The 25,740-nt window shown below is 63.3% G+C and carries 25 protein-coding genes and 1 other RNA gene; 13 read left to right on the top strand and 13 right to left on the bottom strand.

What is annotated here, in order from left to right; all coding sequences use genetic code 11:
- The first annotated feature begins 10 nt into the window (after positions 1-10).
- Positions 11-1,009, top strand: a complete 999-nt coding sequence (locus EFB14_RS01080; RefSeq protein WP_125843624.1) for a flagellin N-terminal helical domain-containing protein — start codon at positions 11-13, stop codon at positions 1,007-1,009.
- A 306-nt stretch (positions 1,010-1,315) separates the two neighbouring features.
- Positions 1,316-1,981: a YiaD family glycine zipper/OmpA-like lipoprotein gene (locus EFB14_RS01075; RefSeq protein WP_125843625.1), complete on the top strand. Its 666-nt coding sequence runs from the start codon at positions 1,316-1,318 to the stop codon at positions 1,979-1,981.
- 66 nt (positions 1,982-2,047) lie between these two features.
- Here EFB14_RS01075 and EFB14_RS01070 read toward each other — a convergent pair whose 3' ends face one another.
- Entirely contained in the window at positions 2,048-2,455 is a 408-nt protein-coding gene (locus EFB14_RS01070; protein ID WP_126821977.1) for a DUF2000 family protein, read from the bottom strand.
- A 35-nt stretch (positions 2,456-2,490) separates the two neighbouring features.
- Here EFB14_RS01070 and EFB14_RS01065 point away from each other — a divergent pair, with 35 nt between their 5' ends.
- On the top strand, positions 2,491-3,402 hold the full coding sequence (locus tag EFB14_RS01065) for an AraC family transcriptional regulator (protein ID WP_126821975.1): 912 nt from the start codon (positions 2,491-2,493) through the stop codon (positions 3,400-3,402).
- Here EFB14_RS01065 and EFB14_RS01060 read toward each other — a convergent pair.
- On the bottom strand, positions 3,362-4,456 hold the full coding sequence (locus EFB14_RS01060; RefSeq protein ID WP_126821973.1) for an AbrB family transcriptional regulator: 1,095 nt from the start codon (positions 4,454-4,456) through the stop codon (positions 3,362-3,364). The two genes, EFB14_RS01065 and EFB14_RS01060, sit on opposite strands and share 41 nt — an antisense overlap.
- A gap of 213 nt (positions 4,457-4,669) precedes the next feature.
- Positions 4,670-5,572, bottom strand: coding sequence for a LysR family transcriptional regulator (locus tag EFB14_RS01055; protein WP_126821971.1), 903 nt, complete (start codon positions 5,570-5,572; stop codon positions 4,670-4,672).
- Positions 5,573-5,664: 92 nt separating this feature from the next.
- Between EFB14_RS01055 and EFB14_RS01050 the strand changes: the two genes are divergently transcribed.
- Complete coding sequence (locus EFB14_RS01050; RefSeq protein WP_126821969.1) at positions 5,665-6,699, top strand: aldo/keto reductase; 1,035 nt, start codon at positions 5,665-5,667, stop codon at positions 6,697-6,699.
- A gap of 70 nt (positions 6,700-6,769) precedes the next feature.
- On the opposite strand, the gene EFB14_RS01045 is transcribed toward EFB14_RS01050, so the two are convergent.
- From EFB14_RS01045 to EFB14_RS01030, 4 genes are all read right to left on the bottom strand, one after another.
- Complete coding sequence (locus tag EFB14_RS01045; protein ID WP_126821967.1) at positions 6,770-7,540, bottom strand: amino acid ABC transporter ATP-binding protein; 771 nt, start codon at positions 7,538-7,540, stop codon at positions 6,770-6,772.
- A 10-nt stretch (positions 7,541-7,550) separates the two neighbouring features.
- Positions 7,551-8,216, bottom strand: a complete 666-nt coding sequence (locus tag EFB14_RS01040) for an amino acid ABC transporter permease (protein ID WP_126821965.1) — start codon at positions 8,214-8,216, stop codon at positions 7,551-7,553.
- 4 nt (positions 8,217-8,220) lie between these two features.
- Positions 8,221-8,883, bottom strand: a complete 663-nt coding sequence (locus tag EFB14_RS01035) for an amino acid ABC transporter permease (protein WP_126821963.1) — start codon at positions 8,881-8,883, stop codon at positions 8,221-8,223.
- Positions 8,884-9,023: 140 nt separating this feature from the next.
- Positions 9,024-9,872: a transporter substrate-binding protein gene (locus EFB14_RS01030; RefSeq protein WP_126821961.1), complete on the bottom strand. Its 849-nt coding sequence runs from the start codon at positions 9,870-9,872 to the stop codon at positions 9,024-9,026.
- 307 nt (positions 9,873-10,179) lie between these two features.
- Here EFB14_RS01030 and EFB14_RS01025 point away from each other — a divergent pair, with 307 nt between their 5' ends.
- Entirely contained in the window at positions 10,180-11,592 is a 1,413-nt protein-coding gene (locus EFB14_RS01025) for an FAD-binding oxidoreductase (RefSeq protein WP_126821959.1), read from the top strand.
- A 149-nt stretch (positions 11,593-11,741) separates the two neighbouring features.
- Positions 11,742-15,449 (top strand): AsmA family protein, encoded by a 3,708-nt coding sequence (locus tag EFB14_RS01020; protein ID WP_126821957.1) that lies wholly within the window; start codon positions 11,742-11,744, stop codon positions 15,447-15,449.
- Positions 15,450-15,471: 22 nt separating this feature from the next.
- On the opposite strand, the gene EFB14_RS01015 is transcribed toward EFB14_RS01020, so the two are convergent.
- From EFB14_RS01015 to ssrA, 4 genes are all read right to left on the bottom strand, one after another.
- Positions 15,472-15,741: a ribbon-helix-helix domain-containing protein gene (locus EFB14_RS01015; RefSeq protein ID WP_126821955.1), complete on the bottom strand. Its 270-nt coding sequence runs from the start codon at positions 15,739-15,741 to the stop codon at positions 15,472-15,474.
- A 160-nt stretch (positions 15,742-15,901) separates the two neighbouring features.
- Complete coding sequence (locus tag EFB14_RS01010) at positions 15,902-16,096, bottom strand: DUF4169 family protein (RefSeq protein WP_126821954.1); 195 nt, start codon at positions 16,094-16,096, stop codon at positions 15,902-15,904.
- Between the two features lie 49 nt (positions 16,097-16,145).
- The gene (locus EFB14_RS01005; protein ID WP_126821952.1) at positions 16,146-16,658 is read right to left on the bottom strand and encodes an SspB family protein; all 513 of its coding nucleotides are present in this window, start codon (positions 16,656-16,658) and stop codon (positions 16,146-16,148) included.
- Positions 16,659-16,785: 127 nt separating this feature from the next.
- Positions 16,786-17,148, bottom strand: a transfer-messenger RNA (tmRNA) gene (gene ssrA / locus EFB14_RS01000).
- Positions 17,149-17,256: 108 nt separating this feature from the next.
- Here ssrA and EFB14_RS00995 point away from each other — a divergent pair.
- The 5 genes from EFB14_RS00995 (at position 17,257) to EFB14_RS00975 (ending at position 22,712) form a co-directional block, all read left to right on the top strand.
- Positions 17,257-18,051 carry a thymidylate synthase gene (locus EFB14_RS00995; RefSeq protein ID WP_126821950.1) on the top strand — a complete coding sequence of 265 codons (795 nt, stop codon included), beginning with the start codon at positions 17,257-17,259 and terminating at the stop codon, positions 18,049-18,051.
- A gap of 13 nt (positions 18,052-18,064) precedes the next feature.
- A complete protein-coding gene (locus EFB14_RS00990) occupies positions 18,065-18,583 on the top strand; it encodes a dihydrofolate reductase (protein ID WP_126821948.1) in 519 nt (172 codons plus the stop codon).
- Positions 18,584-18,732: 149 nt separating this feature from the next.
- Positions 18,733-19,821: an FtsH protease activity modulator HflK gene (gene hflK / locus EFB14_RS00985; protein WP_125843644.1), complete on the top strand. Its 1,089-nt coding sequence runs from the start codon at positions 18,733-18,735 to the stop codon at positions 19,819-19,821.
- Between the two features lie 3 nt (positions 19,822-19,824).
- A complete protein-coding gene (hflC, locus tag EFB14_RS00980; protein WP_126821946.1) occupies positions 19,825-20,793 on the top strand; it encodes a protease modulator HflC in 969 nt (322 codons plus the stop codon).
- Positions 20,794-20,999: 206 nt separating this feature from the next.
- Entirely contained in the window at positions 21,000-22,712 is a 1,713-nt protein-coding gene (locus EFB14_RS00975) for a Do family serine endopeptidase (protein WP_126821944.1), read from the top strand.
- Positions 22,713-22,918: 206 nt separating this feature from the next.
- Here EFB14_RS00975 and serB read toward each other — a convergent pair whose 3' ends face one another.
- Positions 22,919-23,809 carry a phosphoserine phosphatase SerB gene (gene serB, locus EFB14_RS00970; RefSeq protein ID WP_126821942.1) on the bottom strand — a complete coding sequence of 297 codons (891 nt, stop codon included), beginning with the start codon at positions 23,807-23,809 and terminating at the stop codon, positions 22,919-22,921.
- Between serB and miaA the strand changes: the two genes are divergently transcribed.
- Positions 23,808-24,704, top strand: a complete 897-nt coding sequence (gene miaA, locus EFB14_RS00965) for a tRNA (adenosine(37)-N6)-dimethylallyltransferase MiaA (protein WP_183604841.1) — start codon at positions 23,808-23,810, stop codon at positions 24,702-24,704. The two genes, serB and miaA, sit on opposite strands and share 2 nt — an antisense overlap.
- Before the next feature lie 28 nt (positions 24,705-24,732).
- Here the strand turns inward: miaA and EFB14_RS00960 are convergent, their stop codons facing one another.
- A complete protein-coding gene (locus EFB14_RS00960) occupies positions 24,733-25,209 on the bottom strand; it encodes a cupin domain-containing protein (RefSeq protein WP_126821941.1) in 477 nt (158 codons plus the stop codon).
- Between the two features lie 91 nt (positions 25,210-25,300).
- Between EFB14_RS00960 and EFB14_RS00955 the strand changes: the two genes are divergently transcribed.
- Positions 25,301-25,735 carry a MarR family winged helix-turn-helix transcriptional regulator gene (locus tag EFB14_RS00955; RefSeq protein ID WP_245438191.1) on the top strand — a complete coding sequence of 145 codons (435 nt, stop codon included), beginning with the start codon at positions 25,301-25,303 and terminating at the stop codon, positions 25,733-25,735.
- The last annotated feature ends 5 nt before the right edge of the window (positions 25,736-25,740 follow it).

Genomic DNA, 25,740 nt, shown 5'->3' with positions numbered 1-25,740 from the left:
GTTTAGTTCCGTGAGTATTTATCAGCGCACCTCCGTGGATGCGGCGCTTTACGTGCTGCGCGATACCAATCGGAAGATGACGGTTACGCAGAACCACATCACGACGGGCATGCGCGTCGCCAAAGCCAGTGACAACGCCGTCTACTGGTCGATCGCCACCACCGCACGCACCGACAATAAGGCGCTTTCGGCAGTCCAGGATGCGCTTGGCATGGCGGCCGCCACGATGGGGACGGCCTATACCGGTGTCCAGAACGTCATCGACGTCGTCTCCGAGATCAAGGCCAAGCTGGTTGCCGCAACTGAAGATGGCATCGACAAGAACAAGATCAACGAAGAGATCAAGCAGTTGCAGGAGCAACTGCGCAGCGTGTCGGAATCGGCGACCTTCAACAGCGACAACTGGGTGATCCTGAACGACGACGCGACGCCGACGCAGCCGCGCCAGATCCCGGCCTCCTTCATCCGCAATTCCGACGGGACGGTCTCTGTGGGTATGCTCAGCTACCATATCGACACGACGCCGGTCGGGGCCACGTCCTCCAAGGATGCGCGCTATCTGATCGACGACCGCGCCACGGGGTCGGGCGAATACGGCGTGCTGACATCGGCCTATTTCGCCACCGAACTCGGCGCTTCGCAGGACTATGTGCTGATGACGAGCAAGAACGGCACCACGACAGGCCAGGTAGTGATCTCGGTGGCGTCAGGGATGACGAAGGGCCAGATCGGCCAGATGATCAGCGTCGTCGATGCCGCGCTGTCACAGCTGACGACGGTCGGTTCGGCCTTCGGTGCGCTGGAAAGGCGCATCAACCTGCAGAACGACTTCGCCACCAAACTGCACGACAACATCACCGCCGGCATTGGCCGGCTCGTCGATGCCGATATGGAGGAGGAGTCCAGCAAGCTCAAGGCGCAGCAGACGCAGCAGCAACTCGGCCTGCAATCGCTCAACATCGCCAACGCCTCGTACGACACGGTCAGGCAGCTGTTCCAGAACTTCTAACCTTCGATCACCCGGCCACCCGCCCTCATGGTTCGAGACGGCCCCCGGTTCGTCACTGCAATCGATTCACTGGATCGATTGCACCGCTCCGCGGACCGTTCCTCACCCTCACCATGAGGGCTGATCGTCGCACCCTGCCGGCGCGTGAGCCCCGCCGATCCACTAAAACTGGTGATATCAGCGCATTGCTGCAACATGGCTGCTGTTTTGGCGCCTAAAATTCCCCTATCAAGAGAAGATCTTCATTTTCTTGCCGTAATCCTTGCCATTTGCTCGCATCAGTTTTGAACGGAGACCGTCCTGTCCATGATCAAGAAATTCGTACTTCTGGCTGTCGTAGCAAGCTATCTCAGCGCCTGCACGACGACCGATCCCTATACCGGTGAGCAGAAGGTTTCCAATACCGCGGGCGGCGCGGCGCTCGGCGCGCTCGGTGGCGCCCTCGTCGGTGTGGCCGTCGGCGGCGGCGGGCACGGCAAGCGCAATGCGGCGCTGATCGGCGCCGGCATCGGGGCTCTGGCCGGCGGCGCGATCGGCAACTACATGGACCAGCAGGAAGCCGAGCTTCGCGCCCAGCTCGAAGGCACCGGCATTTCGGTGACCCGCAACGGCGACAACATCATTCTCAACATGCCTTCGAACATCACCTTCGATGTCGACCAGGATGCGGTGAAGCCGGGCTTCTATCCGACGCTGAATTCGGTAGCGATCGTACTGCGCAAGTTCAACCGCACGCTGATCGACGTCAACGGCCACACGGATTCGACCGGCAGCCTGCAGCACAATCAGGACCTGTCGCAGCGCCGCGCGCTTTCGGTTGCCGATTATCTCGGCGGCCAGGGCATCGACCAGCGCCGCGTCTCGGCCGTCGGCTTCGGCCCGTCCCAGCCCGTCGCCTCCAATGCGAGCGAAGCTGGCCGCGCCCAGAACCGCCGCGTCGAGATCCAGATCGCTCCGATCACGCAGGGCTGATCCTACGCTTTTCAGACGACAAGAAGGCCGGGTCATTGCCCGGCCTTTTTCATCTCCAACATTCCGTCAGTGCTGCATCGTTGCGCCCTTGGTGATCTTGTCGACGATCTTCTTTTCGGCGCGCAGCGCAATGCCGACGACCTTGGCGTCTTCGGGCGCATATTCGGCAAAGACGGCGCGGTTGGCCGTGTCGTGGCCGGTTGCAAACATCTCCTCGATGAAGAGCGATGCCGTGACATCGCGTTCCAGCGTGCGGCGATGGATGGACGATATCGTCGCCTCATCGGCGGAAAGCACGATGATCGGCTGGATCGACAGCGGATTGTAGAGATTGCCGGCGCGGTCCCTATAGGGTTCGCCGATGATTTCGGGATGGCTGCCGGCAATGCCTGTCATCAGGAAGGCGGTGACGTTCAGCTTCTGCCAGCCGGCAAGATTGTTTCGCAGGACGACGGCAATTTTGGTATCAAACATCGGACGGTCTTTCACCTCTCAACGGGGCATGGAGTTTGAGCCAGGATCTACATCCGCAGGTCTTCGAAGGTCTTGAACGTTTGTGCGCGGCGCCATCGGGCAACGGCATCCTGACGGCGCCTGCCTTTCCCGGCATCGAGCGCATTGGCGCGCAGTTCTCGGGCAATGCCTTTGAGCCGCACCGGCATGATACCTATGCGCTCGGCGTGACGCTGAAGGGCGTGCAAACCTTCCGCTATCGCGGTAAGCGGCGTTTCAGCCTGCCGGGGCAGGTAATCGTGCTGCATCCCGATGAGGAGCATGATGGCGGGGCAGGGACCGAGGACGGTCTGCAATACCGGATGCTCTATCTCGAGCCGTCGCTGCTGCTCGAATGCCTGGAGGCGGACGGTGTCGGCCTGCCTTTCGTGGACGAGCCCGTCATCGGCGATCCCGCGCTGGCGGGTGTGCTGCTTGCCGCTCTCAGTGAACTCGATCGCGAATTGGACGAGCTTTTCGTCGACGATTTCGTCAGCCGGGTGACCGGCGGGCTGTCGCGGCATGCGCGCCTGCCACGCCGGCCTCTCGGCGGCGTCGCCTGGCGGCAGGCGCGGGCGGCGCGGGATTATCTCGAAGCGCATGCAACGCGGGCGGTGCATTCCCTGGAACTGGAGGCGGTGACAGGGCTCGACCGTTTTGCGCTGTCGCGGCATTTCCGGGCGGCCTTCGCCACCAGCCCGCACCGCTACCTTCTGATGCGGCGGCTGCAACAAGCGCGCGCGATGATCGGCGCGGGCGAGGGCATATCCGACGTGGCGGCGGCAACCGGCTTTGCCGACCAGAGCCATCTCAACCGCCATTTCAAGAAGGCCTACGGCATGACGCCCGGCCAATGGGCAACCCTCGCGCATAACGCTGAGCGGCGCTTCAGGCCGGGTTTTCCGCAAGGCCGGAGCGGCGGGCGATGAAGCGGGCGAGTGTCGGGCCGATCAGCAGAATGACAAGGAAGCGGCCGGTCTGCATTGCCATCACGAAGGGCACGTCGACATTGCTTGACGCGGCGATGATGGCGACGGAATCGGCGCCGCCGGGGCTGGTGGCGAGATAGGCGGTCAGCGGATCGATGCCGGCGAAGACGTGAAGTGCCGCCGCCATGCAGCCGCAGAGCGCCATCAGCAGCACGATGCAGGCCGATACACGCGGTAGGGCGCGCGCCACATGCTTGAGGATCGAGCGGGTGAAACGCAGGCCGATGCTCCAGCCGACGAGCGCGTAGGCGATGGCAAGCAGCCACATCGGCAGCTCGATCTTCAAGAGGCCGATGCCCTGCAGGAAGGCACCGAGAAAGAGCGGCACGATGATCATGCCGCCCTGGATGCGCAGGCGGCGCACGCCATAGGCGCAAAAGCCGGCAAAGACGATGGTCGCCGCAAAGGCCGGCCAGTCGACCGCGGGAAAGAGGACAAGCGGCGGCGGCTCAGTGCCGTCGGCCGCCACCCACAGGCGCGAGATCACCGAAGCGCCGACGGCGACGAAGACGACGCGCAGATACTGCATGAAGGCGACGAGACGGGCATCGGCGCCATAGGCTTCCGACATGATGACCATGGCGGAGGCAGCACCCGGCGAGGAGCCCCAGACGGCGGTCGTTCCCGGCAGCACCTGCCAGCGCGTCAGGAGCCAGCCGAGGCCGGTGGCGATGGCGATGACGGAGAAGACGAACAGCAGGAAGAGCGGCGCGTCCTTCGCCATGGCGCCGAGAATATCGGGAGTGATGGTGCGCGCCATCATGAGGCCGACGAGGACCTGGCCGAACTGCAGCGGCAGTAGCGGCACGCGAAGCTTTCCCTTGCCGACGGTCAGCGCGAGAAGGATGGCGGCGACCATCGGCCCGATCAGCAGCGAAGCGGGCAGGGCGAAGAGTTCGAGGAAGACGGTGAGGGCGGTGGAGAGCGCAAGCAGCAGCGCCCATTTCGGCAGGCCCGCGTCGCGCAGCAGGCGGCGTGTGTCGCTGAGTGGCATGATCCTCGTATCTTTCCTGGCCGGTGCCAAGCCCTGAGGCTGGAGATGGGAGGACGCTCCGGCATGACGAAGAGAGGCCGGCCGCAAGGGCCGGCTGGCGCAGTTTCGGTATAGGCGGGTGCGACAAACCCGGTCAATTGCGAAATCTGGCTTCCCGGCGGCCTGCCATGCGAATTTGGTTCAAGCGGCTGCCTTCAAGTCATTGTTTTCTCATCAGAGGCGTACATGGCCGGCGAGGAAATCGAGCAGGGCTCGCACGCGGGCCGGCAGCGGACCGCCCTGGCCCATATAGAGGGCGTGAAATTCCTCGATGTCGCCGGGATTGGCCTCTTCCATCACCGTCATCAGCCGGCCGGCATCGATATCGGCGCGCACGGTGAAGGTGGCAAGACGGGCAAGGCCGGCGCCTGACAGCGCGAGGTGGCGCATGGCTTCGCCGTCTGCGACCTGCACGCCCGGCGTGATCGGCACCGTCACCGTTTCGCCGTCCTCGCGCATCGGCCAGCCCTCGACGGCGCGGGCATAGGAAAAGCCGATGCGGCAGTGGCTGCGGAGATCGGCGAGCGTGCGCGGCTCGCCGTGGCGCTTGAGATAATCGGGAGAGGCGACGATGCGCTTGCCGGTGGCGCCGAGCTTGCGGGCGATCAGGCTGGAATTCTTCAAGGGACCGGCGCGGATCGCAACGTCGGCACGCTCCTCCATCAGGTCGACGATCCTGTCGGTGTGGGAAATATCGAGCGTCACGGCGGGATGAAGCGCCATGAAGGCGGGCACGAGCGGCGCCAGCACATGATTGCCGAAGGAGCCGCTGGTGTTGATGCGGATGCGCCCTGAAGCCTCTTCGCCCGATGATGCCTGCCGTTCGGCCTCGGCGATATCGGCAAGGATGGCGATGCTGCGCTCATAGAAGGCGCAGCCTTCCGGCGTCAGCTGCAGCTTGCGGGTCGAGCGATTGACAAGGCGGGCGCCGAGGCGCACCTCCATTCGGGCGACGAGCTTGCTGACGGCCGACGGCGTCATGCGCCGGGCTGTCGCGGCCGCGGAGAAGCCACCGCGCTCGACGACGCTGACGAAGACTTCCATTTCCCCGGAACGGTTGATGTCCTGACGACTCATGATGAATTCAAGTCACAGATGATTTTCTTTCAGGCAATCTATATCAACGATGGCGTCGGGTCTATCTCAGAGGAAACAAAGGAGACAGATCCATGGAATATAGAAATCTCGGCGCATCCGGCCTCAGAGTGCCGGTCTTGAGCTTCGGCGCGGGCACGTTCGGCGGCAGCGGTCCGCTGTTCGGCGCCTGGGGCAACACCGAAGGGGAGGAGGCACGGCGGCTCGTCGACATCTGCCTCGAAGCCGGCGTCAATCTCTTCGATACGGCCGACGTCTATTCTGCCGGCGCTTCCGAAGAGGTGCTCGGCCAGGCGATCCGCGGCCGGCGCGATGCCGTGTTGATCTCGACGAAAACAGCGCTGCCGATGGGCGAGGGTCCGCAGGACTGGGGCACGTCGCGGGCGCGGCTGATCCGGGCGACGGAGGATGCGCTGCGCCGGCTCGGCACTGATTACATCGACCTGCTGCAACTTCATGCTTTCGATGCCTCGACGCCGGTCGAGGAAGTGCTGTCGACACTCGACGGCCTCGTTGCCTCAGGCAAGATCCGCTATGTCGGCGTTTCCAACTTTGCCGGCTGGGAACTGATGAAGTCGCTCGCAGCCGCCGAGCGTCACGGGTATCCGCGTTATGTCGCCCATCAGGTCTATTATTCGCTGGCGGGGCGCGACTATGAATGGGAGCTGATGCCACTCGGCGCCGACCAGGGTGTGGGCGCGCTCGTCTGGAGCCCGCTCGCCTGGGGTCGGCTGACCGGCAAGATCCGTCGCGGCGAGCCGCTGCCCAAGGCAAGTCGGCTGCACGAGACGGCGCAATACGGCCCGCCAGTCGACGACGAGAAGCTGTTCGACATCGTCGAGGTGCTCGACGCCATTGCGGCGGAGACCGGCAGGACCGTGCCGCAGATCGCCATCAACTGGCTGCTCGGCCGGCCGACGGTGTCGAGCGTCATCATCGGGGCGCGCAACGAGGAGCAGCTGCGGCAGAACCTCGATGCGGTCGGCTGGAGCCTGTCGAAAGACCAGATCGAAAGGCTCGATGCCGTCAGCGCGGTCACTGCGCCCTATCCCTATTTCCCTTATCGGCGACAGGAGGGCTTCGCGCGGCTCAATCCGCCGATTGTCTGAGCCGGAGTCTTTGCACAGCCGGGGTTGAGGCCGTGCGGCCTCAGTCCCGTCCCGTTAATTGAACTGCCCATCAGTTGAAACTGGATGTCTTCAGGAATTCCGCGAGACGCTGCGTCTTTGGCTGCGCGAACATTTCCTTCGGATCTCCTTCCTCGCAGATCACGCCCTGGTTCATGAAGATCACGCGGGAGGAGACCTCGTAGGCGAAGCGCATTTCGTGCGTGACGAGCAGCATGCTCATGCCGTCGGCGGCGAGCCCCTTGATGACCTGCAGCACCTCGCCCACGAGCTCAGGGTCGAGCGCCGACGTGACTTCGTCGAACAGCATCAGCCGCGGGTTCATGGCAATGGCGCGGGCGATGGCGACGCGCTGCTGCTGGCCGCCGGAGAGCTGGCCAGGATAATTGTCGGCGCGGGCGGCCAGGCCCACGCGGTCGAGCCACTTTTCTGCGACCGCTCGCGCTTCGTCGCGCGGCATCTTCTTGACCTTGACGAGGCCGAGCATGACGTTGCGGGCGGCCGTCATATGTGGAAACAGGTTGAACTGCTGGAAGGCCATGCCGGTCAGCGCCCGCTGACGGGCGATTTCCTTTTCGCTCTTGCGCCGGCGCACCCCGCCGGACTGCTCATAGCCGATCTCTTCGCCATCGAGCCGGATGTGGCCGCCCTGGAAGTCCTCCAGCATGTTGATGCAGCGCAGCATCGTCGTCTTGCCGGAGCCGGAGGAGCCGATGATGGAGATCACCTCTCCCTGTTGCATGGTGCAGTCGACGCCCTTCAACACCTCGACGGGGCCATATTGCTTGTGAAGCCCCTGAATTTCGAGAAGTACCTTGCTCATGATCGAGCCCTCACGATGGAACAACGGTCTTGCGCTCGACATATTTGCCGAGGCGCTCGATGCCGTAATTGATGACGAAGTAGAGAAGCCCCGCGAAGAAATAGAACTGGAGGCTCAGGAAATTGCGCGAGATGATCTCCTGCGTGCGCAGCAGCAGCTCGGCCACGCCGATGACGGAGAGTAGCGTCGAGGCCTTGACCATTTCGGCGGCTGTATTGACCCAGGCGGGCAGGAACTGGCGCAGCGCCTGCGGCCAGAGAACATAGGCGAAGGTCTGGCGGAAGGTGAGGCCGATCGCCTTGGCCGCTTCCGTCTGGCCCTTGGGGATCGCCTGCAGGCCGCCGCGCACGATCTCGCCCACATGCGATGAGCAGAAGATCGCAAGAGCGAGCACGCCGGCCTGGAACGGGCCGAGCTCGATGCCAACAGTCGAAAGCACGTAGTAGCTTGCCAGCACCAGCACCAGAACCGGCGTTCCCCTGATGAAATCGGTATAAGCTCGCACGACCAGGCGCAAAACGCGGTTGCCGTAGACGAGGGCGAGACCGACGAGCACGCCGAGCAGCGATCCGGCGACGATTGCCAGCGACGAGATCGAGACCGTGACGCCGAGCCCTTTGAGGATCACGAAGCGGGCGATCCAGAGCTGGTCGAGAAAAGCAGTAAGACCCGTCATGACATCACCTCGGAACGGCAAGCCGGCGCTCGACGACGCGCATCAGCGCGGCGAGCACGGAGCAGGTTACGACATAGAGGCCGGAGGCGACGATCCAGGTTTCGATGACGCGGAAGGTCTCGACGTTGATCTTGCGTGCCTCGAAGGTGAGTTCGGGCACCGCGATCGCGGCGGCGAGCGAGGTGTCCTTGAACAGCGAGATGATCGTCGAGGACAGCGAAGGCAGGACGTTGCGCAGCATCAGCGGCGTGATGATCGAGACGCGGATCTGCATCGGCGTCAGGCCGATCGCAAGGCCCGCCTCCGTCAAGCCTTTCGGAATGGAGAGCAGGCCCGCCCGGAACACCTCGGCCAGATAGGCGCCGGAATAGATCGACAGCACCGCGATGAAGCTCTGGATCTTGCCCATCCGCACGCCGAGCTGCGGCAGCGCGAAGAAGGCGAAAAGAACGAGAACCAGGATCGGCAGGTTGCGGATGATCGTGACGTAGAGCGCTGCCGGGCGCTGCAGCCATCCGCTCTTCGAGGTCAGCGCAAAGGCAACGATGAGGCCGAGCGCAGCACCGATGAGGATGGAAATGAAAGCCAGGCCGAGGCTGAGCAGCAAACCTTCGAGCAACTGGTCGAAGCTGCGCCAGACGGCGGCGAAATTCAGCGTATAACCCATGGCGCAATCCTGCAATCAAGGGTGAAGAACGGGCGGAAGGAAACCTGCCTGGCAGGAGACCCGCCTGGGCAGGAGACCTTCCGGGGAAGGAGCCTCCGGAGGGGAGATTTCCCCGGAGGCCTCTTCCGTCCCAGGCGGCCTTACTTGTACTCGACGGGGAAGCCGATCTGGGGCGGCGTCAGATCCTTGCCGAACCAGGTCTTGAACGACTTGGCGTAGAAGTCGAATTCGACGCCGGTCATCGCCTCGTGCAGAGCCGTGTTGACGAAATTCAACCAGTCCTGATCGCCGCGCTTGACGCCGCAGGCATAGGTTTGCGGGTTCCAGCCGTAGCCCGCATCCTTATAGCGGCCGGGATTCTGCGTCATGTACCAGGCGAGCGACGACTGGTCCGTGGCCACAGCGTCGGCGCGGCCCGATTCCAGCGCCTGGTAGATCAGGTCGACGGATTCATACTGGTCAACGGTTGCTTCCGGCAGGGCGGCATGCACCATGGTTTCGGCATAGACGTTCTGCAGCACCGACACCGTGACGGACGAACCGGCAGCCTTCAGCGCGGCATAGTCGGCATATTTGCCGTCGGACTTCAGCATCAGGCCGACACCCTCGCGATAGTAGGGAATGGTGAAGGCGATCTGCTGCGCGCGTTCGCCTGTTACGGTCATGAACTGGCAAGTGATATCCACCTTGTCGGTGGTGATGTTAGGAATGCGGGCGTCGGACGACTGGTTGACGAACTCGATCTTCTCGGGATCGCCGAACAGCGCCTTGGCGACGATGCGGCCCATATCGATGTCGAAGCCCTGAAGCTTGTCATCCGCGCTCTTGAAGTGCCACGGCGCGTTGGTGCTGCCGGTGCCCATGACGAGATGGCCGCGGGCCAGCACCTCATCGAGCTTGCTCTTGGCCTCCTCAGCGGCGGCGGGCATGGCGGAAAGAACGAGAGCGGTTGCCAGCGAAAGCGCGCTGGTGCGGAGCGAGACGGTCATGATGGTTCCCCTTGTTTGACGCTCTGAATTTGATCCAATATATTGGACACGTGTCTTGTTTATTGGATTTGCATATCGAGCGACATCGCCGGTGACTTGTCAATAGGCAGGTCCAAGAAAAAGGCATGGGCACGAAGCGGCCAGCGGACGGACAGGCCGTGCGCCCTGAAAGGCGGCGCGCGCCTATAACAAAGGGGGAATGAAATCTTCTCCTAATCTTAACTGGACAGCAGCTTTGACTTGCCGCATACCCGGCCTATCTGCGGGAATAGATGGGCATCCGTGGAATGGCAGGGAGATCAAAGGGATGGCGTTGAAGGACGCGAAGGCCGGCTTACGCAACGAGGCGGGCATCTCCGCAGTGCTCGGAATTCTCAAGCAGAGCTTCGGCGAGCGTTTCCAAACCGGCCAATCCTTCCGGGCCCAGCATGCCCATACGACGACCTATATTCCCGCGCAGCTGCCCGATGGCGTGCTCTTTGCCGAGAGCGCCGAGGATGTGAAGGCGGCGGTCAGAGCCTGTGCCGCCCATAAGGTGCCGGTGATCGGCTTCGGCGTCGGTACGTCGCTGGAGGGCCAGGTCAACGCCGCCAATGGCGGGATTTCGATCGATTTCAGCCGTATGAACCGGGTGCTCGAAGTCAATCCCGAAGATCTCGACTGCACGGTCGAGCCCGGGGTGACGCGCGAGGCGCTGAACATCCACCTGCGCGATACCGGCCTGTTCTTCCCGATCGATCCCGGCGCCAACGCTTCGATCGGCGGCATGGCTTCGACGCGGGCCTCCGGCACCAATGCCGTGCGCTACGGCACGATGAAAGACAATGTGCTCGCCGTCACCGCGGTCACCGCCAATGGCGAGGAGATCCGCACCGCCCGGCGCGCCCGCAAATCCTCGGCCGGCTACGACATGACGCGGCTTTTCGTCGGTGCGGAGGGCACGCTCGGCATCCTGACCTCGGTGACGCTGCGCCTGCAGGCGATCCCGCAGAAGATCGCCGGCGGGGCCTGCGCCTTTCCGAGCATCAAGGCCGCCTGCGACGCCGTCATCATGACGATCCAGATGGGCATTCCGGTGGCGCGCATCGAGCTGCTCGACACGATGCAGATGCGGGCCTGCAACGCCTATTCCGGGCTTTCCTACGCCGAAAGCCCGACGCTTTTCCTCGAGTTCCACGGCACCGACGAGACCGTGCCGCTGCAATCGGCGGGTTTTGCCGAGATCGCGGCGGAATGCGGCGGCGGCGAATTCCTGTGGACCGCCAATGCCGAGGAGCGAACGAAGCTCTGGAAGGCGCGCCACGACGCCTATTGGGCCGCGCGAGGGCTGGCGCCCGGGCTTGCCGCACTTTCGACCGATGTTTGTGTTCCGATATCGAGACTTGCCGATTGCGTTTCCGAAACGCAGGCGGATATCGAGGAGCATGGGCTGCTAGGCCCGATCGTCGGCCATGCCGGCGACGGGAATTTTCATGTGCTGCTGCTGTTCGACGACAAAAGCGCCGAGGACATCGCCAAGGCCGAGAGCTTCGTGGAGCGGCTCAGCCGCCGGGCGCTTGACATGGACGGGACATGCACCGGCGAACACGGAATCGGGCAGGGCAAGATGGCGTTCCTGGAACAGGAGCTCGGCGGCACGGTGGATCTGATGCGACAGGTGAAGCGGGCGCTCGATCCGGACGATATCTTCAATCCCGGCAAGATTTTCCACCAAGGCTGAAAACGGAATATTCTCATGAACTTGGGCCTTGCTCTCGAATCCCGTTCTTCATTAAAGAGTTAGAGCATGATGTCGCCCGAAAACCGCTCACACTTTTCGGCACCATGCTCTAGTGTCGGTAACAGAATCCCGAATGGAGAATCCTTGCATTGGTAGGCCGGTTCCTCGTCTTTCTGGGGGGAGTGATCGTCGCGGCGCTCTTTGTGGCGCTGCTTGCGCCGCTGTTCATCGACTGGACGGATTTCCGCAAGAATTTCGAGGACCAGGCAAGCCGCATCATCGGCAAGAAAGTCACCGTCCACGGCACGGTGGATGCCCGCCTGCTGCCCTTTCCCTCGGTCACGCTGCACGACGTGCGCGTCGGCCAAGAGGCGGACGGCACGCCGATCGTCAAGATCGAGCAGTTCTCCATGGATGCCGAGCTTGCGCCTTTCCTGTCGGGCGAGGCGCTGATCTTCGACATGCGCGTCGTCAAGCCGAAGGTGCGCCTGAGATTGCTGAAAGACGGCACGCTTGACTGGATGCGCGGCAGCCGCCCGGAAATACCGGCAAAGACCGTCGTTCTCGAAAACGTGCATGTCAGCGGCGGCGAGGTCGAGTTCATCGACGACCAGTCGGGCCGCTCGCGCCACATCACCGGCCTCGATGCGGAAATGTCGGCCAAGTCGCTGGCCGGTCCCTGGCGCATCGAGGGTGATGCAGCGCTCGACGGCGAGCACGGCAATTTTTCGATTTCCAGCAGCCAGCCGGACGAGAAGGGCGCGCTGCGCGTGCGCACGAAGCTCTCGCCGGACAAGCACCCTGTCAGCGTCGATCTCGACGGCGAGTTGAAGCTCGTCGACAGCAAGCCGAATTATCAAGGCCAGCTTTCGGCAGCGATCGAAAACGGCAACAGCGCCAAGCCCGCCGACAAACGTGTTCAACCACCGCGCGTCAAGGGCCGCTTCGAGCTCACCAACGAACGCATCCGCATCCCCGAATACCGGATGGAGATCGGCTCGACCGACGATCCCTATGTCATTACAGGCGAGGCGACGCTCGATACCGGCAATGCGCCGGTATTCCTGCTGACCGCCGACGGACAGCAGATCGACGTCAACCGCATCGGCAATCAGGGCGAGTCCGGCAAGACAACGCGCGATGCGGCGGTTTCGGCGCGCGAGCGGCTGAGTTCGCTGATCGATATCGTCGGGCAGGTGCCGATCCCGCAGGTGCCGGGCAAGGCAAGCGTCAAGCTGCCGGCGATCGTCGCCGGCGATACGACGCTGCGCGATGTGCAGCTGGAGCTTGAGCCGGCCGGCACGGGCTGGATGATCGACAGCGCCACCGGCACGCTGCCTGGGCGCACTCAGGTGGAAGGCAAGGGCAAGCTCCTGCTCAAGGGTGATCCCTCGTTCAACGGGCAGATCGTGGTGGCCTCCAGCCAGCCGACCGGGCTTGCCTCCTGGCTTGCGGGCTCGGTCGATCCCGCCATCCGGCAATTGCGGCAGGCGGGCTTTTCGGCCAATGTCAGCCTGACCCACGAATTGCAGCGTTTCGAAAATCTCGAAGTCGCCATCGGTCCGGCGACGCTGAAGGGGCGGCTGGAGCGGCAGGCGATCTCCGGCCAGACACCGACATTGTCGGTGGCGCTGAACGGCGATACGCTCGATCTCGATGCGCTGCAGGCGCTGACCGGTCTGCTGACCGGACAGGATGCCGGCGATAATGTGCTCGACCACAAGATCGCCGCCCAGCTCAAGGCCGACAAATTCAATGCCTTCGGCGTCAGCGCCGAGAATGTCGAAACCACGTTTACGATCGCCGACGGCGCGCTTGCCGTCGACCGGCTGTCGATCAAGAATATCGCGGGCGCCGAGCTGACGGCGACGGGCAGGGCGGAAGGCTCGCTGCTCGACTATAAGGGCACCGGCGAGATCACCTTCAAATCGGCCGATCCTGGCGGCTTCTTCACTATGCTGCGCGAGCACCTGCCGCATCACCCGGTGCTCGACCGGCTGGTGCGCAATGCCGGCTGGTACGGCAATACGGCGCTGCGCGGCGCGCTGACACTCGGCGGCGACGAGGGCAATGCGCTGACCGTGACGCTTGCCGGCGTCTCGAACGGCAGCCGCGTCAATCTCGACTACCGCATGTCCGATCTCCTGGCGCTGACCGGCAACGGCACGACCAGCCTGGAAGCGACGCTGGAAAATGCCGTGCCATCAGTCCTGTTTGGCCAGGCCGGGCTCGATCCGCTGCCCGTCGATGTCGGCGCCAACGGCCGCCTGACGCTCAAGGTGCAGGCATCGGGCAACGACCCCGCCGAGGCGGCACTGACCTTCGCCACCGACCGGACCTCGTTCACCGCCAACGGCAAGGTCGATGTGCGGCCGGAAAGCTTCATGAACGGGAAGATCGCGCTTTCGCTCGACAGCGCCGATATCGACCCCTACCTCATCATGAACGGCATCGCTTTGCCGCAGACTGGGGCAGGGCTGCCTTTCGGCCTGCAGGCCAAAGCCGCCGTCAACGGCGACAAGATCGTCTTTTCCGATCTGAAGGGCCATGCGGCCGACAATGAATTTTCAGGCGCGCTGACCTTCGACCGGAAGGCGGCGAAGACGACGGCAAACGGCGAGCTGACGCTTGCCAAGGCCGATGTCGGCTGGCTCGGCGAAGCGGTGTTCGGCCAGATCACCGATCCCGCCAAAGGCACGCTGACGACGGTGCCGCTGGGGTTGCCGATCTTCAAGGATCTCGACGTCAACGTGAAGGTCTCGGCCAAGCAATTCTGGCCCGGCCTGCCGGACACGGCGGTTTCCGACTTCACCAGCAACGTCGCCTACAAGGGCGACGAGCTGCAGCTCAACGACATGGCCGGCACCTGGGACGGGGGCAAGCTTTCCGGCAACCTGCTCTTCACCAATGCTGACGGCACTGGCTTCCTGCAGACGAAGCTTTCGCTTGCCGATTCCGATCTTGCCGGCGTTGTCTGGCTGCGCGACGGTGCGCCGATCGCCAACGGCAAGTTCGGCCTGTCGCTGTCGATGGAGGCCTCGGGCAAGACGATCGGCGAGATCGCCAGCTCGCTCAACGGCTCGGGTGAACTGAAGCTCGGCGAGACCAGCATACGCGGACTGAACCTTGCCATCCTGCCGCCGCTGCTTGCCGCAACCGATACGATGCAGGAGCAGATCACCGCCGGCAAGGTGCATCCGATTGTCGAGACGCTGCTCAGCAACGGGGAGGCCAAGCTGCCGCCGCTCGGTATTCCCTTCAACGTCACGGACGGGACGCTGAGAGTGCAGAACGTCGCCATCGCCAACGATCTTGCCCACATCAGCGCCGATGCGCAGATCGCGCTGCCGGAGGAGCGGATCAGCGCAACGCTCGGCGTCGGGTTCAATCCGGGCCAGGAGGCGCTTTCCGGCGCCGAGCCGGCGCTCCGGCTGAATTTTTCCGGCATGCTGCCGTCGCCCGGCAAGACGATGGATGTGACCGATATTACCAGCTACCTGTCGCTGCGCGCCTTCGAGCGCGAGCGCCGCCGCGTCGAGCGGCTGCAGGCGATCGTGCTCGAAAAGCAGCGGCTGCGCCGCGAGGTCGCGCTCTACCGCTTCAACGCCGCCGAGCGCGTCAAGGCGGCGGAGATCGAACGGCAGCGGCAGGCGGAGGAAGAGCGCCTGCGCGCTCTCGCGCAGCAGGCGGCCGAAGAGAAGGCCGCCGCCGATGCCGCCCGCGCGGCAGCCGAGGCGAAAGCCAAGGTGGATGCCGATGCGAGGGCGGCGGCCGAGGCGGAAGCGGCGCGGCGCAGCGGGCAGGCCCAGCCCGGTCCGCTCAATTTCGACCAGGTGCCGGGCGTTCAGGCGCAATAACAGCGCGGCACAAAAATCCGATTCAGGCGACAGGCTTCAAGCCCTTGTTTTCATGCATGCCGTCGCTCACGGCTGGGCGGCTGGCGCCGTCCTTCGCCCAGGCGAGCACGTGGAGCCTGAGCGCCGAGGAGAGGTTGCTGTCCGGCGGCCGGTGGTCGTCGATCTCGGAAATCAGCGCGGCAAGCGGCATCGAACGGCTTGCGGCGATCGTCTTCAGCTCGGCCCAGAATTCGTCCTCCAGCGAAAAGCTGGTGCGATGGCCGTGCAATGTCGCCGAATGCTTACGGATCATGAAGCGGCGTCTCGGTTGAGTTTTTCGCGGATTGATTCAAGGAAACTGCATAAGTGGTTGATTGCAGATTCCATTCCGGCTCTTCAAGCTTTGCTTGAGGGCTGACAGCGCCACAGGTCTTTTCAGTCGTGCAAAGGACGCTGCTTTTCGGGCCGATGGGTCAGGCGCCGTCGTCATCCGTCTCGATCCGGCCGGCGTGATGGGCTTTGTCGGCTTTCTCGTTCAGGGCGCGGGTGAGCTGCTTTTCGGCCTTGGTGCGGCCGAAGGAAATGCGGTTCTGCTCGGCCTGCTTCTCCTTTTCGGAGCGGGCCTGCTTCTTGCGGAACTGGCGCAGGTTGACGATTTCGGCGCTCATGCGGTGCCTGTCTTCCTCATGAAAAAGGGAGGCTTGGCCTCCCTTGAAATCACTGCTTCTTGCGGAAGGAGTCGAGCGAGACGACGGAGCCCGGTTTCTTCTCCTCGCCGTCCGCGGGCTTTGTCGCGGCGTCATCGGGCTTTCCGGCCGCATCCACCGGATAGGCGGTGATTTCGCCTGACGGCAGCTCCTCGCCATCGGCGAGCGGTACATCGAATTCGAGCTCGAAATTGACGGAAGGGTCGTAGAAGCCGCGGATGGCATTGAACGGGATGACCAGCTTCTCAGGAACGTCGGAGAAGGAAAGGCCGATCTCGAAATGCGTCTCGGTGATCTTCAGGTCCCAGAACTGGTGCTGGATGACGATGGTCATCTGCTCGGGATATTTCGACTTCAGGTGCTGCGAGATGCGTACACCGGCCGCACCGGTGAGGAAAGTGATGAAGAAATGATGGTCGCCGGGCAGACGGCCCGTCGTTCCTACCTCCGCCAAAACCTTGCGGATGACGCCGCGAAGTGCATCCTGCGCCAGAATGTCGTAGCGGATATGATCCTGCCCCATGCTTTTCCTGTCTTTCGTCGGTTCTAAAGTCTTTTCACAAGGTATATGCCACGTTCAGGCGCCTTGGGAAAGTCCGGAGCCGAGTCACGCTAATAACGAGCATACATGATTATTGCGGCAGGGAGAAGGTGAAGGCTTCTGTTGCCAGGTGCCTTCGGACCCCGCCTAGAGGTGCGAACCACTAGGACTTTGATTGAAGTGTCACACCGCGATTAAGCAGCGAGACGAGCTTCCGCATAGTTGTCGTTTGCAACTACAATTTTAGCCCGATAACGGCGGTACAATGCCGAGCAAAAATACGATCTTTACACCCTTGTCGATCCTGTTTCGCCCCCATCAAAAGCCGGCCTTCAAGACCGCCGGTTTTTGGTGGAGGCGCCGGGTACCGCCCCCGGGTCCAATAGGTTTATTACACCGCTCATTTATCGCCATAGCCGGCCCGAAAGCCGGCACGGCTGATATAGGGGTTTCCTCTGCCCAAGGAAAGGGCAAACGTCATAAAAGCTTTATCTCCCGGCAGAAATTGCGGGAAAACGCGCGGGGGGCTGGCTTCCCGCCGCCGAAGACTTAAAATCAGGCGAAACGGAATCAGCGCGCCATGAAGCAATATCTCGATCTCCTCAGTCATGTGATGGAAAAGGGCTCCGACAGGGGCGACCGCACCGGCACCGGCACACGCTCGGTCTTCGGCTACCAGATGCGCTTCGACCTCGAAGAGGGCTTCCCGGTCCTCACCACGAAGAAGCTGCATCTGCGCTCGATCATCCACGAGCTGCTCTGGTTCCTGAAGGGCGAGACGAATATCCACTATCTCAAGGAGAACGGCGTTTCGATCTGGGACGAGTGGGCTGATGAAAACGGCGATCTCGGGCCGGTCTACGGCGCCCAGTGGCGCTCCTGGCCGGCGCCCGACGGCGGCCATATCGATCAGATCGCCAATCTCGTCAAAGGCATCGTCAACAATCCGAATTCGCGCCGTCATATCGTTTCGGCCTGGAACCCGGCCGAGGTCGACCAGATGGCGCTACCGCCCTGCCACTGCCTGTTCCAGTTCTACGTGGCCGACGGCAGGCTTTCCTGCCAGCTCTACCAGCGCTCGGCCGACATCTTCCTCGGCGTGCCGTTCAACATCGCCTCCTATGCGCTGCTGACGATGATGGTGGCTCAGGTGACCGGGCTGAAACCCGGCGATTTCGTCCATACGCTCGGCGACGCCCATCTCTACCACAACCATTTCGACCAGGCGAAACTGCAGCTGGCGCGCCAGCCGAAACCGCTGCCCTTCATGCGCATCAACCCCGATGTGAAGGATATCTTCGGTTTCACATTCGAGGATTTCGAGCTGGTTGGCTATGAGGCCGAGGCCAATATCAAGGCGCCGATCGCCGTCTGATCGGAGAGATTTCATGGCCGACATCCGCAAGACCATTGTCGTCGCCGTTTCCCGCAACGGCATCATCGGCCGCGACGGCGATATGCCCTGGCGGCTTTCGAATGACCTCAAGCGTTTCAAGGCGCTGACGCTGGGCAAGCCCGTCGTGATGGGCCGCAAGACATACGATTCGATCGGCAAGCCGCTGCCCGGGCGGCCGAACGTCGTCATATCGCGGCAGGCGGCGATCGATCATCCCGATGTCAGCATGGCGCATTCGCTGCCCGAGGCGATCGCGCTGGCCGAAAGACTGGCGGTTGAGGCCGGCGTCGACGAGGTCTGCATTGTCGGCGGCGGGCAGATCTATGCGCAGGCGATCGGCCTTGCCGACCGGATGTGCGTCACTCATGTCGAGGTCGACCTCAAAGGGGATGCGGCGTTTCCGGCGATCGATCCCGACGTCTGGCAGGCAGGGGAGGCGCTCGCGGTGCCGGCCGGGGAGAAGGACAGCTATCCCACCCGCTACGTCGTGTATGAACGCCGGCACGCCTGAAAACGAACTATTTTCCAATTAAATTGACCAAGTTTCTCACGCTGCGTTGAAAGCCGGTGCGGCGATACCTATAACGGTCACGATCGCATCCGCCGGTCGGCCCCCACGGTCCCGGATGCGTGGAAGACTTAACGAACAACGAGGTTTTGATGCCCTGGAGCAATCAGAATGGCGGCGGCGGCCCTTGGGGCGGCGGCGGCGGTAATAATCAGGGGCCATGGGGCCAGGGGCCGAACCGCCCGCGCGGCGGCGGCAACAAGGGCGGACCGCCCGACCTGGAAGACATTATCCGGCGCGGCCAGGACCAGCTGCGCAACATCATTCCCGGCGGCTTCAACGGCGGCGTCGCCGCGATCGTCGCGGCGATCGTTGCTGTGTTCTGGCTGATCCAGTGCGTCTACACCGTCCAGCCGGACGAACGCGGCGTCGAGCTGCGCTTTGGCAAGCCACGGGACACGGTATCGATGCCGGGCCTGCATTTCCATTTCTGGCCGATGGATTCGGTCGAGATCGTCAAGGTCACCGAGCAATTGCTGAACGTCGGCGGCACGCAGGGCAGCAGCAACACGGCCGGCGGCCTGATGTTGTCTGGCGACCAGAACATCCTCAACGTCCGTTTCAACGTGCTCTACCAGATCAGCGATGCGCGCGCCTATCTCTTCAACGTCGAAAGCCCGGCGCAGACGCTGCAGCAGGTTTCCGAAAGCGCGATGCGCGAAGTGGTCGGCCGGCGCCCGGCGCAGGACGCGTTCCGCGACCGGCGCCTGGAGATCGCCAGCGAAGTCGCCAACATCATCCAGGATACGATGTCGCGCTATAGTTCCGGCATCTCGATCAACAAGGTGACGATCGAGGACGTGGCGCCGCCGCGTGAAGTGGCCGATGCCTTCCAGGAAGTGCAGCGCGCCGACCAGGACAAGCAGCGACTGGTGGAAGAGGCCAACCAGTACGCCAACCAGAAGCTCGGCCAGGCGCGCGGCGACGGCGCCCGCATCCGCGAAGATGCCGCCGCCTACAAGGACCGCGTCGTCAAGGAAGCGGAAGGTGAAGCGCAGCGCTTCATCGCCATCGATGAACAATATTCGAAGGCGCCCGACGTCACCCGCAAGCGGCTGTTCCTGGAAACGATGGAACAGGTGCTCAAGAATTCCAAGAAGGTCATCATCGACGAGAAGCAGGGGGTCGTGCCCTATCTGCCGCTCAACGAGATCACCAGACCCTCGCAGCAGGGAGGTTGAGCCATGACTTCGAACAGGCTTCCCGTCATTCTCATCATCCTCGCGGTTCTGCTGCTCGGTCTCTATTCCTCAGTTTTCGTGGTCAATGCCCGCGAGCAGGCGATCGTCGTGCGCTTCGGTGAAATCCAGTCGGTCAAGACCGAGCCCGGCATCTACTTCAAGCTGCCGTTCAGCTTCATGGATGCCGACCGCGTCCAGCTCGTCGAAAAGCAGAAGCTGCGTCTCGACCTCGACAATATCCAGGTGCAGGTCAAAGGCGGCGCGACCTTCGATGTCGACGCCTTCGTGATCTACTCGATCAACGATGCCCGTCGCTTCCGCGAAACCGTCTCCGGCGACCGCGATTCGGCTGAAGCACGGCTGCGTACCCGTCTGGATTCGGCGCTGCGCCGCGTCTACGGTCTGCGCGAATTCGATGCCGCACTTTCCGACGAGCGCGTATCGATGATGCTCGAAGTGCGCGACGATCTGCGTCCCGACGCCGAGCTTCTGGGCCTCAACATCGAGGACGTGCGCATCCGCCGTACCGATCTGACGGCCGATGTGGCGCCGAACACCTATAACCGCATGCGCTCCGAGCGCCTGGCCGAAGCCGAGCTGCTGCGCGCCCAGGGCACGGAAGACGGCCTGCGCCGCCGTGCGATCGCCGACCGCCAGGTGGTCGAGATCACCGCCGATGCCCAGCGCGACGCGGAAATCTTGCGCGGTCAGGGTGACGCGGAACGCAACCGCGTCTTCGCCGACGCCTTCTCCAGGAACCCTGCCTTCTTCGAGTTCTATCGTTCGATGGCAGCCTATTCCTCGGCGCTGTCTTCGCAGGACACGACGCTGGTGCTGTCGCCGAATTCGGAATTCTTCCGCTATTTCGACAATGCCGATGGCGTCCTGCGATCGCCGGCAAACCCGGCAGCGACTGCTCCGGCAGTGCCCGGGGCAACTGCTCCGGCAGCGCCGGCCCAGCCGGCGAACTGACGGTAAGGGATGCCTTCCGCATCCCGGAAAATTCAAAGGGCCGGCCGTGCGCCGGCCCTTTTTTCATGGAATGATTGCGGTAATCCGGCTTTTGCGAGGACTTGTCAGATTGCACGGGGATTTCGCGAAAAGGTGATTTCGCCCTCCATCATTCCGCCTTATGCTGGTGCTCAATGTGCGCATTTACCCCCTTATGAGGAAGCTTGATGGCCCCCACGATACGCTCGCCCTTCAGACGAACGCTCGCGCTACTGGCCAGCGCCGCAATCCTGGCGCAAGCCGGCGTGAGCGGGATTGCCCATGCGCAAACCGCTCCTGAAGCTGCTGCACCAGGGATGGCCACGCCTCCTGCCGCCGCGCAGACGGCTCCGGCGCCTGCAGCACCACAGCAGGTCCCGCCGATCCAGTCCACCGTGCCCAACAACGGTCCGGCTTCCGTCGCCGACCTTGCCGAAGGTCTGCTCGATGCCGTGGTCAATATCTCGACCTCGCAGAACGTGAAGGACGACGAGGGCGCGGGGCCTGCGCCGCGCGCGCCCGACGGCTCGCCTTTCCAGGAGTTCTTCAACGACTTCTTCAACAAGAAGCAGGGCGACAAGGGCGGCAATCACAATGTCAGCTCGCTCGGCTCCGGCTTCGTCATTGATCCCACAGGCTATATCGTAACCAACAACCACGTGATCGAAGGCGCCGACGATATCGAGATCAATTTCGCCAATGGTTCGAAGCTCAAGGCGAAGCTGATCGGCACGGATACGAAGACCGATCTTTCGGTGCTGAAGGTCGAGCCGAAGACGCCGCTGAAATCGGTGAAGTTCGGCGATTCCAGCAAGATGCGCATCGGCGACTGGGTGATGGCGATCGGCAATCCCTTCGGCTTCGGGGGGTCGGTGACGGTCGGCATCATTTCCGGGCGCGGCCGCAACATCAATGCCGGCCCCTATGACAATTTCATCCAGACAGATGCGGCCATCAACAAGGGCAACTCAGGCGGCCCGCTCTTCAACATGAAGGGTGAGGTGATCGGCATCAACACGGCGATCATCTCGCCGAGCGGCGGCTCGATCGGCATCGGCTTCTCGGTGCCGTCGGAGCTTGCCTCCGGCGTCGTCGATCAGCTGCGCGAATATGGCGAGACGCGGCGCGGCTGGCTCGGCGTGCGCATCCAGCCGGTGACCGACGATATCGCCGACAGCCTCGGGCTCGATTCCGCCAAGGGAGCGCTGGTTGCCGGCGTCATCAAGGGCGGGCCTGTCGACGACGGCTCGATCAAGGCGGGCGACGTCATCCTGAAATTCGACGGCAAGACCGTCGCCGAAATGCGTGACCTGCCGCGCGTCGTGGCGGAAAGCGCCGTAGGCAAGCAGGTCGATGTCGTCGTGCTGCGCGACGGCAAGGAGCAGACCGTCAAGGTGACGCTCGGCCGGCTCGAGGACAGCGATCAGCCGGGCGGAACTGACGATGCCGCACCCGACGGTTCGCAGGATGATGGCGTGATCACGCCGGATCCCGGCGAGAACAACGATATGGACCAGCCTGACACCGGCGATCAGGCCAAGCCCGCGCCCGACCAGCATCAGGGCCAAGGTCAGGGACAAACGGCGCCGGATGCGGCAACGCCGAAGAATGTGCTCGGCCTGTCGCTCTCGCTCCTGAGCCCCGAGACGCGCAAGGCTTTCGGCATTGCCGAGAGCGTCGACGGCGTCGTGGTGACCGAGGTGACGCCCGGCTCCGCTTCGGCTGAAAAGGGGCTGAAGCCTGGCGATGTGATCGTCGAGGTGGCGCAGGAATTCATGAAGTCGCCGGATGCGGTGGCCGCCAAGGTGCAGTCATTGAAACAGGAAGGCCGCCGCAACGCCCAGCTGATGATCGCATCGGCCAATGGCGATCTGCGGTTCGTCGCAGTGCCGATGGAGTGATAGAGTTGCGGCGGTGGTGATTTAGCCGCCGTCGTCTCCAACTCTCCCTCATTCCTGTGCTGGTCACAGGAATCCAGTGCGCCCAAGTCTTTGGGCGCAGGAGATCCTTTTCTTCCGGCGTAGATCATTCACCGCGCGGACGCGCGGTGGCTGGATTCCTGTGACGAGCACAGGAATGAGGGTGGAGAAAGTTCCCCCGTCGGTCTTCAAACCGTGACGAAATCCGTCTTCCGGTAGCCTTGGATATAGAGCAGCGCGGTCAGATCGCCGTGGTTGATGCGCATCTGCGCTTCGGCGGCGACGGCGGGCTTGGCGTGGAGGGCGACGCCGGAGCCGGCGAGGTGGAGCATGCCGAGATCGTTGGCGCCATCACCTACGGCGATCGCCTCCTTCGGCGAAATGCCGAGCTTGGCCGAAATCTCGTTCAGCGCATCGACCTTCGCCTGCTTGCCGAGGATGGGTTCGGCGACGAAGCCGGAGAGGATGCCGCTGTTTTCCAGCAGCGTGTTGGCGCGGTTCTCGTCGAAGCCGAGGGTGGCGGCGATGCGGCTGGTGAAGACGGTGAAGCCGCCGGAGACGAGGGCGGTGTAATGGCCTTTCGACTTCATGGTGGCGATCAGCTCCGGCCCGCCCGGGGTCAGCGTGATGCGCTTGGCGATGACCTCGTCGACGACCGAGAGCGGCAGTCCCTTCAAGAGGGCGACGCGTTCGCGCAGCGCAGGCTCGAAAGCGATCTCGCCGTTCATGGCGCGGGCGGTAATGGTGGCGACCTTTTCCTTCAGGCCGACTTCGGCGGCGAGTTCGTCGATGCATTCCTGGCCGATCATCGTCGAATCCATGTCGGCGATCAGCAGCTTCTTGCGGCGGCTGTCCTGCTCCTGGATGACGAGATCGATCGGCGCGCCTGATATGACGGCGAGGAGATTGGCTTCGGCCGCTTGCGCATCCGTGCCGTCGCGCAGGGCGATATCGCAGGCAATGCCGTCGGCCAGCCAGTAGAGGCCGGACGCCGCAACGGCCTCGGCCGCCCGTTCGGCGATGCCAGGGGTCAGCACGGGATTTGACGGATTGGCAACAAGCGTGGCAACGAGGGCCATGATGGAAAACCTTCTGAGCATAGAGAACGCGATCCTGATAACCGGGCCGACCGCCAGCGGCAAGTCCGCGCTCGCCGTTGAATTGGCGAGGCGCCACGGAGGCGCGGTCGTCAACGCCGACAGCATGCAGGTCTACGACACGCTGCGGGTGCTGACCGCGCGCCCGTCGGAAGAGGAGATGCAGGGCGTGCCGCATCATCTCTACGGTCATGTGCCGGCGGGGGCGGCCTATTCCACAGGCGCCTGGCTGCGCGATGTCTCGGCGCTGCTGCCGGCGCTCCGCGCCGCCGGGCGACTGCCGGTTTTCGTCGGCGGCACCGGGCTTTATTTCAAGGCACTGACCGGCGGCCTCTCCGATATGCCCGATATTCCTGAGGCATTGCGGGAAGAGCTGCGGGCTCGGCTCGTGGCGGAGGGGCCGGACGGGCTTCACGCGGAGCTTGCCGAGGCCGATCCTGCCATGGCGGCAAGCCTCAACCGCCAGGACGGGCAGCGCATCGTCCGGGCGCTGGAGGTGATGAAGGCGACCGGGCAATCGATCGCCGATTTCCAGGGCCGGTCTGGGCCTGTCGTGATCGACGCCGCCAAGGCCCGCAAGATCGTCGTGCTGCCGGATCGAGCCGTGCTGCATACCCGTATCAACGGCCGTTTTGAAAAGATGCTGCGCGAGGGCGCGGAAGACGAGGTGAGGGCGCTGCTTGCGCTCGGCCTGCCCGCCGAGGCGCCTGTCATGAAGGCGATCGGCGTCTCGCAGATCGCGGCAATGCTGAGCGGCGAGATGACGCGCGACGAGGTGCTGGAGAAAGGTGCCGCGGCAACGCGGCAATATGCCAAGCGACAAATGACATGGTTCCGCAACCAGATGGACGAGAGCTGGGAGCGGCTGACGGTTTAGCCGAGGGCCAGCCCGTCAGCCGCCGCCTCTATGTCGGGGGCGCCGCTGGCATAAGGCCGTGACGGCGCATGATTTCCGCCATCTTGGCCCGGTCCGGCGGACCACCTGCCGCCGCGTTGAGCACCGCGAAAGCCTCGCGGAAATACTCCGGTCCGATCGCTGCCGGCGTGACCACGCAGAGCGCCTTCACGTCCTGGCTGCCGTTGTTGTCGAACCGATGAACGGCGCCACGCGGAATGCAGAGCGCTTGCCCCGGCCCGACGTCGATCTGTTTTCCGTCGACCGTCCAAGTCAGCACCCCCTCGATGCCGTAAATCGTCTCTTCGTAGTGATCGTGGCTGTGCGCCGGCGCCGGCAGTCGCAGCGCGGCCGGGACCATGAGCTCGAAGGCGGCAACGCTGCCGTTCGAGTCGTCCGCAGTCAGCAGGAAGCGAACCGCGAAGCCTTTGGTGCCAATGGTTTCATCGGAAGGATTGACGCGAGGATCAATGGTTCTCTCTGGCATTTTGGAAACTCCTCCGGTAAACTACGTTTACTACTCATTAGTAAACTCAATTTACCGGATCGTCAATGCCGTCATCCAGGAAAGCCTGCCAGTGAGAACCGAAGACATGCTGATCGGCGCCCTGCTGCGCGTGCCGGCCCAGGCGATCCAGCGCCGGCTGATCAAAGGGCTGAACGCCGCCGGTTTTGACGAGTTGCGTCTGCCGCATATGGCGGTTCTGCAGTTTCCAGGCCCGGACGGAGCGCGGCCGGGCACGATCGCCGAGCGCGCCGGCATGAGCAAACAGGCCATCAACCAGCTGCTCCGCAGCCTCGAGGGTTTCGGCTACATCGTCCGCTCCGACGTTCCGGGTGAAGGCAGCGCGCGCATCGTCCGGTTTACGGAACGTGGACACGCCGCGTTCTCTGAGATGGTCGACATATTGCGCGACATCGAGGACGAGTGGCGCGCCGAGCTTGGGCCGGAGCGTTTCGCCCAACTCAAGGCGCTGCTGTTTGTCGTCTGGGACAGTCCATTGGCGCGCTAGCCGAA

Source organism: Rhizobium fabae (assembly GCF_003985135.1).
GTDB lineage: Bacteria > Pseudomonadota > Alphaproteobacteria > Rhizobiales > Rhizobiaceae > Rhizobium > Rhizobium pisi.
Note: the sequence above shows the minus strand (reverse complement) of the source record. Positions and strands in the feature narration are given on the sequence as shown.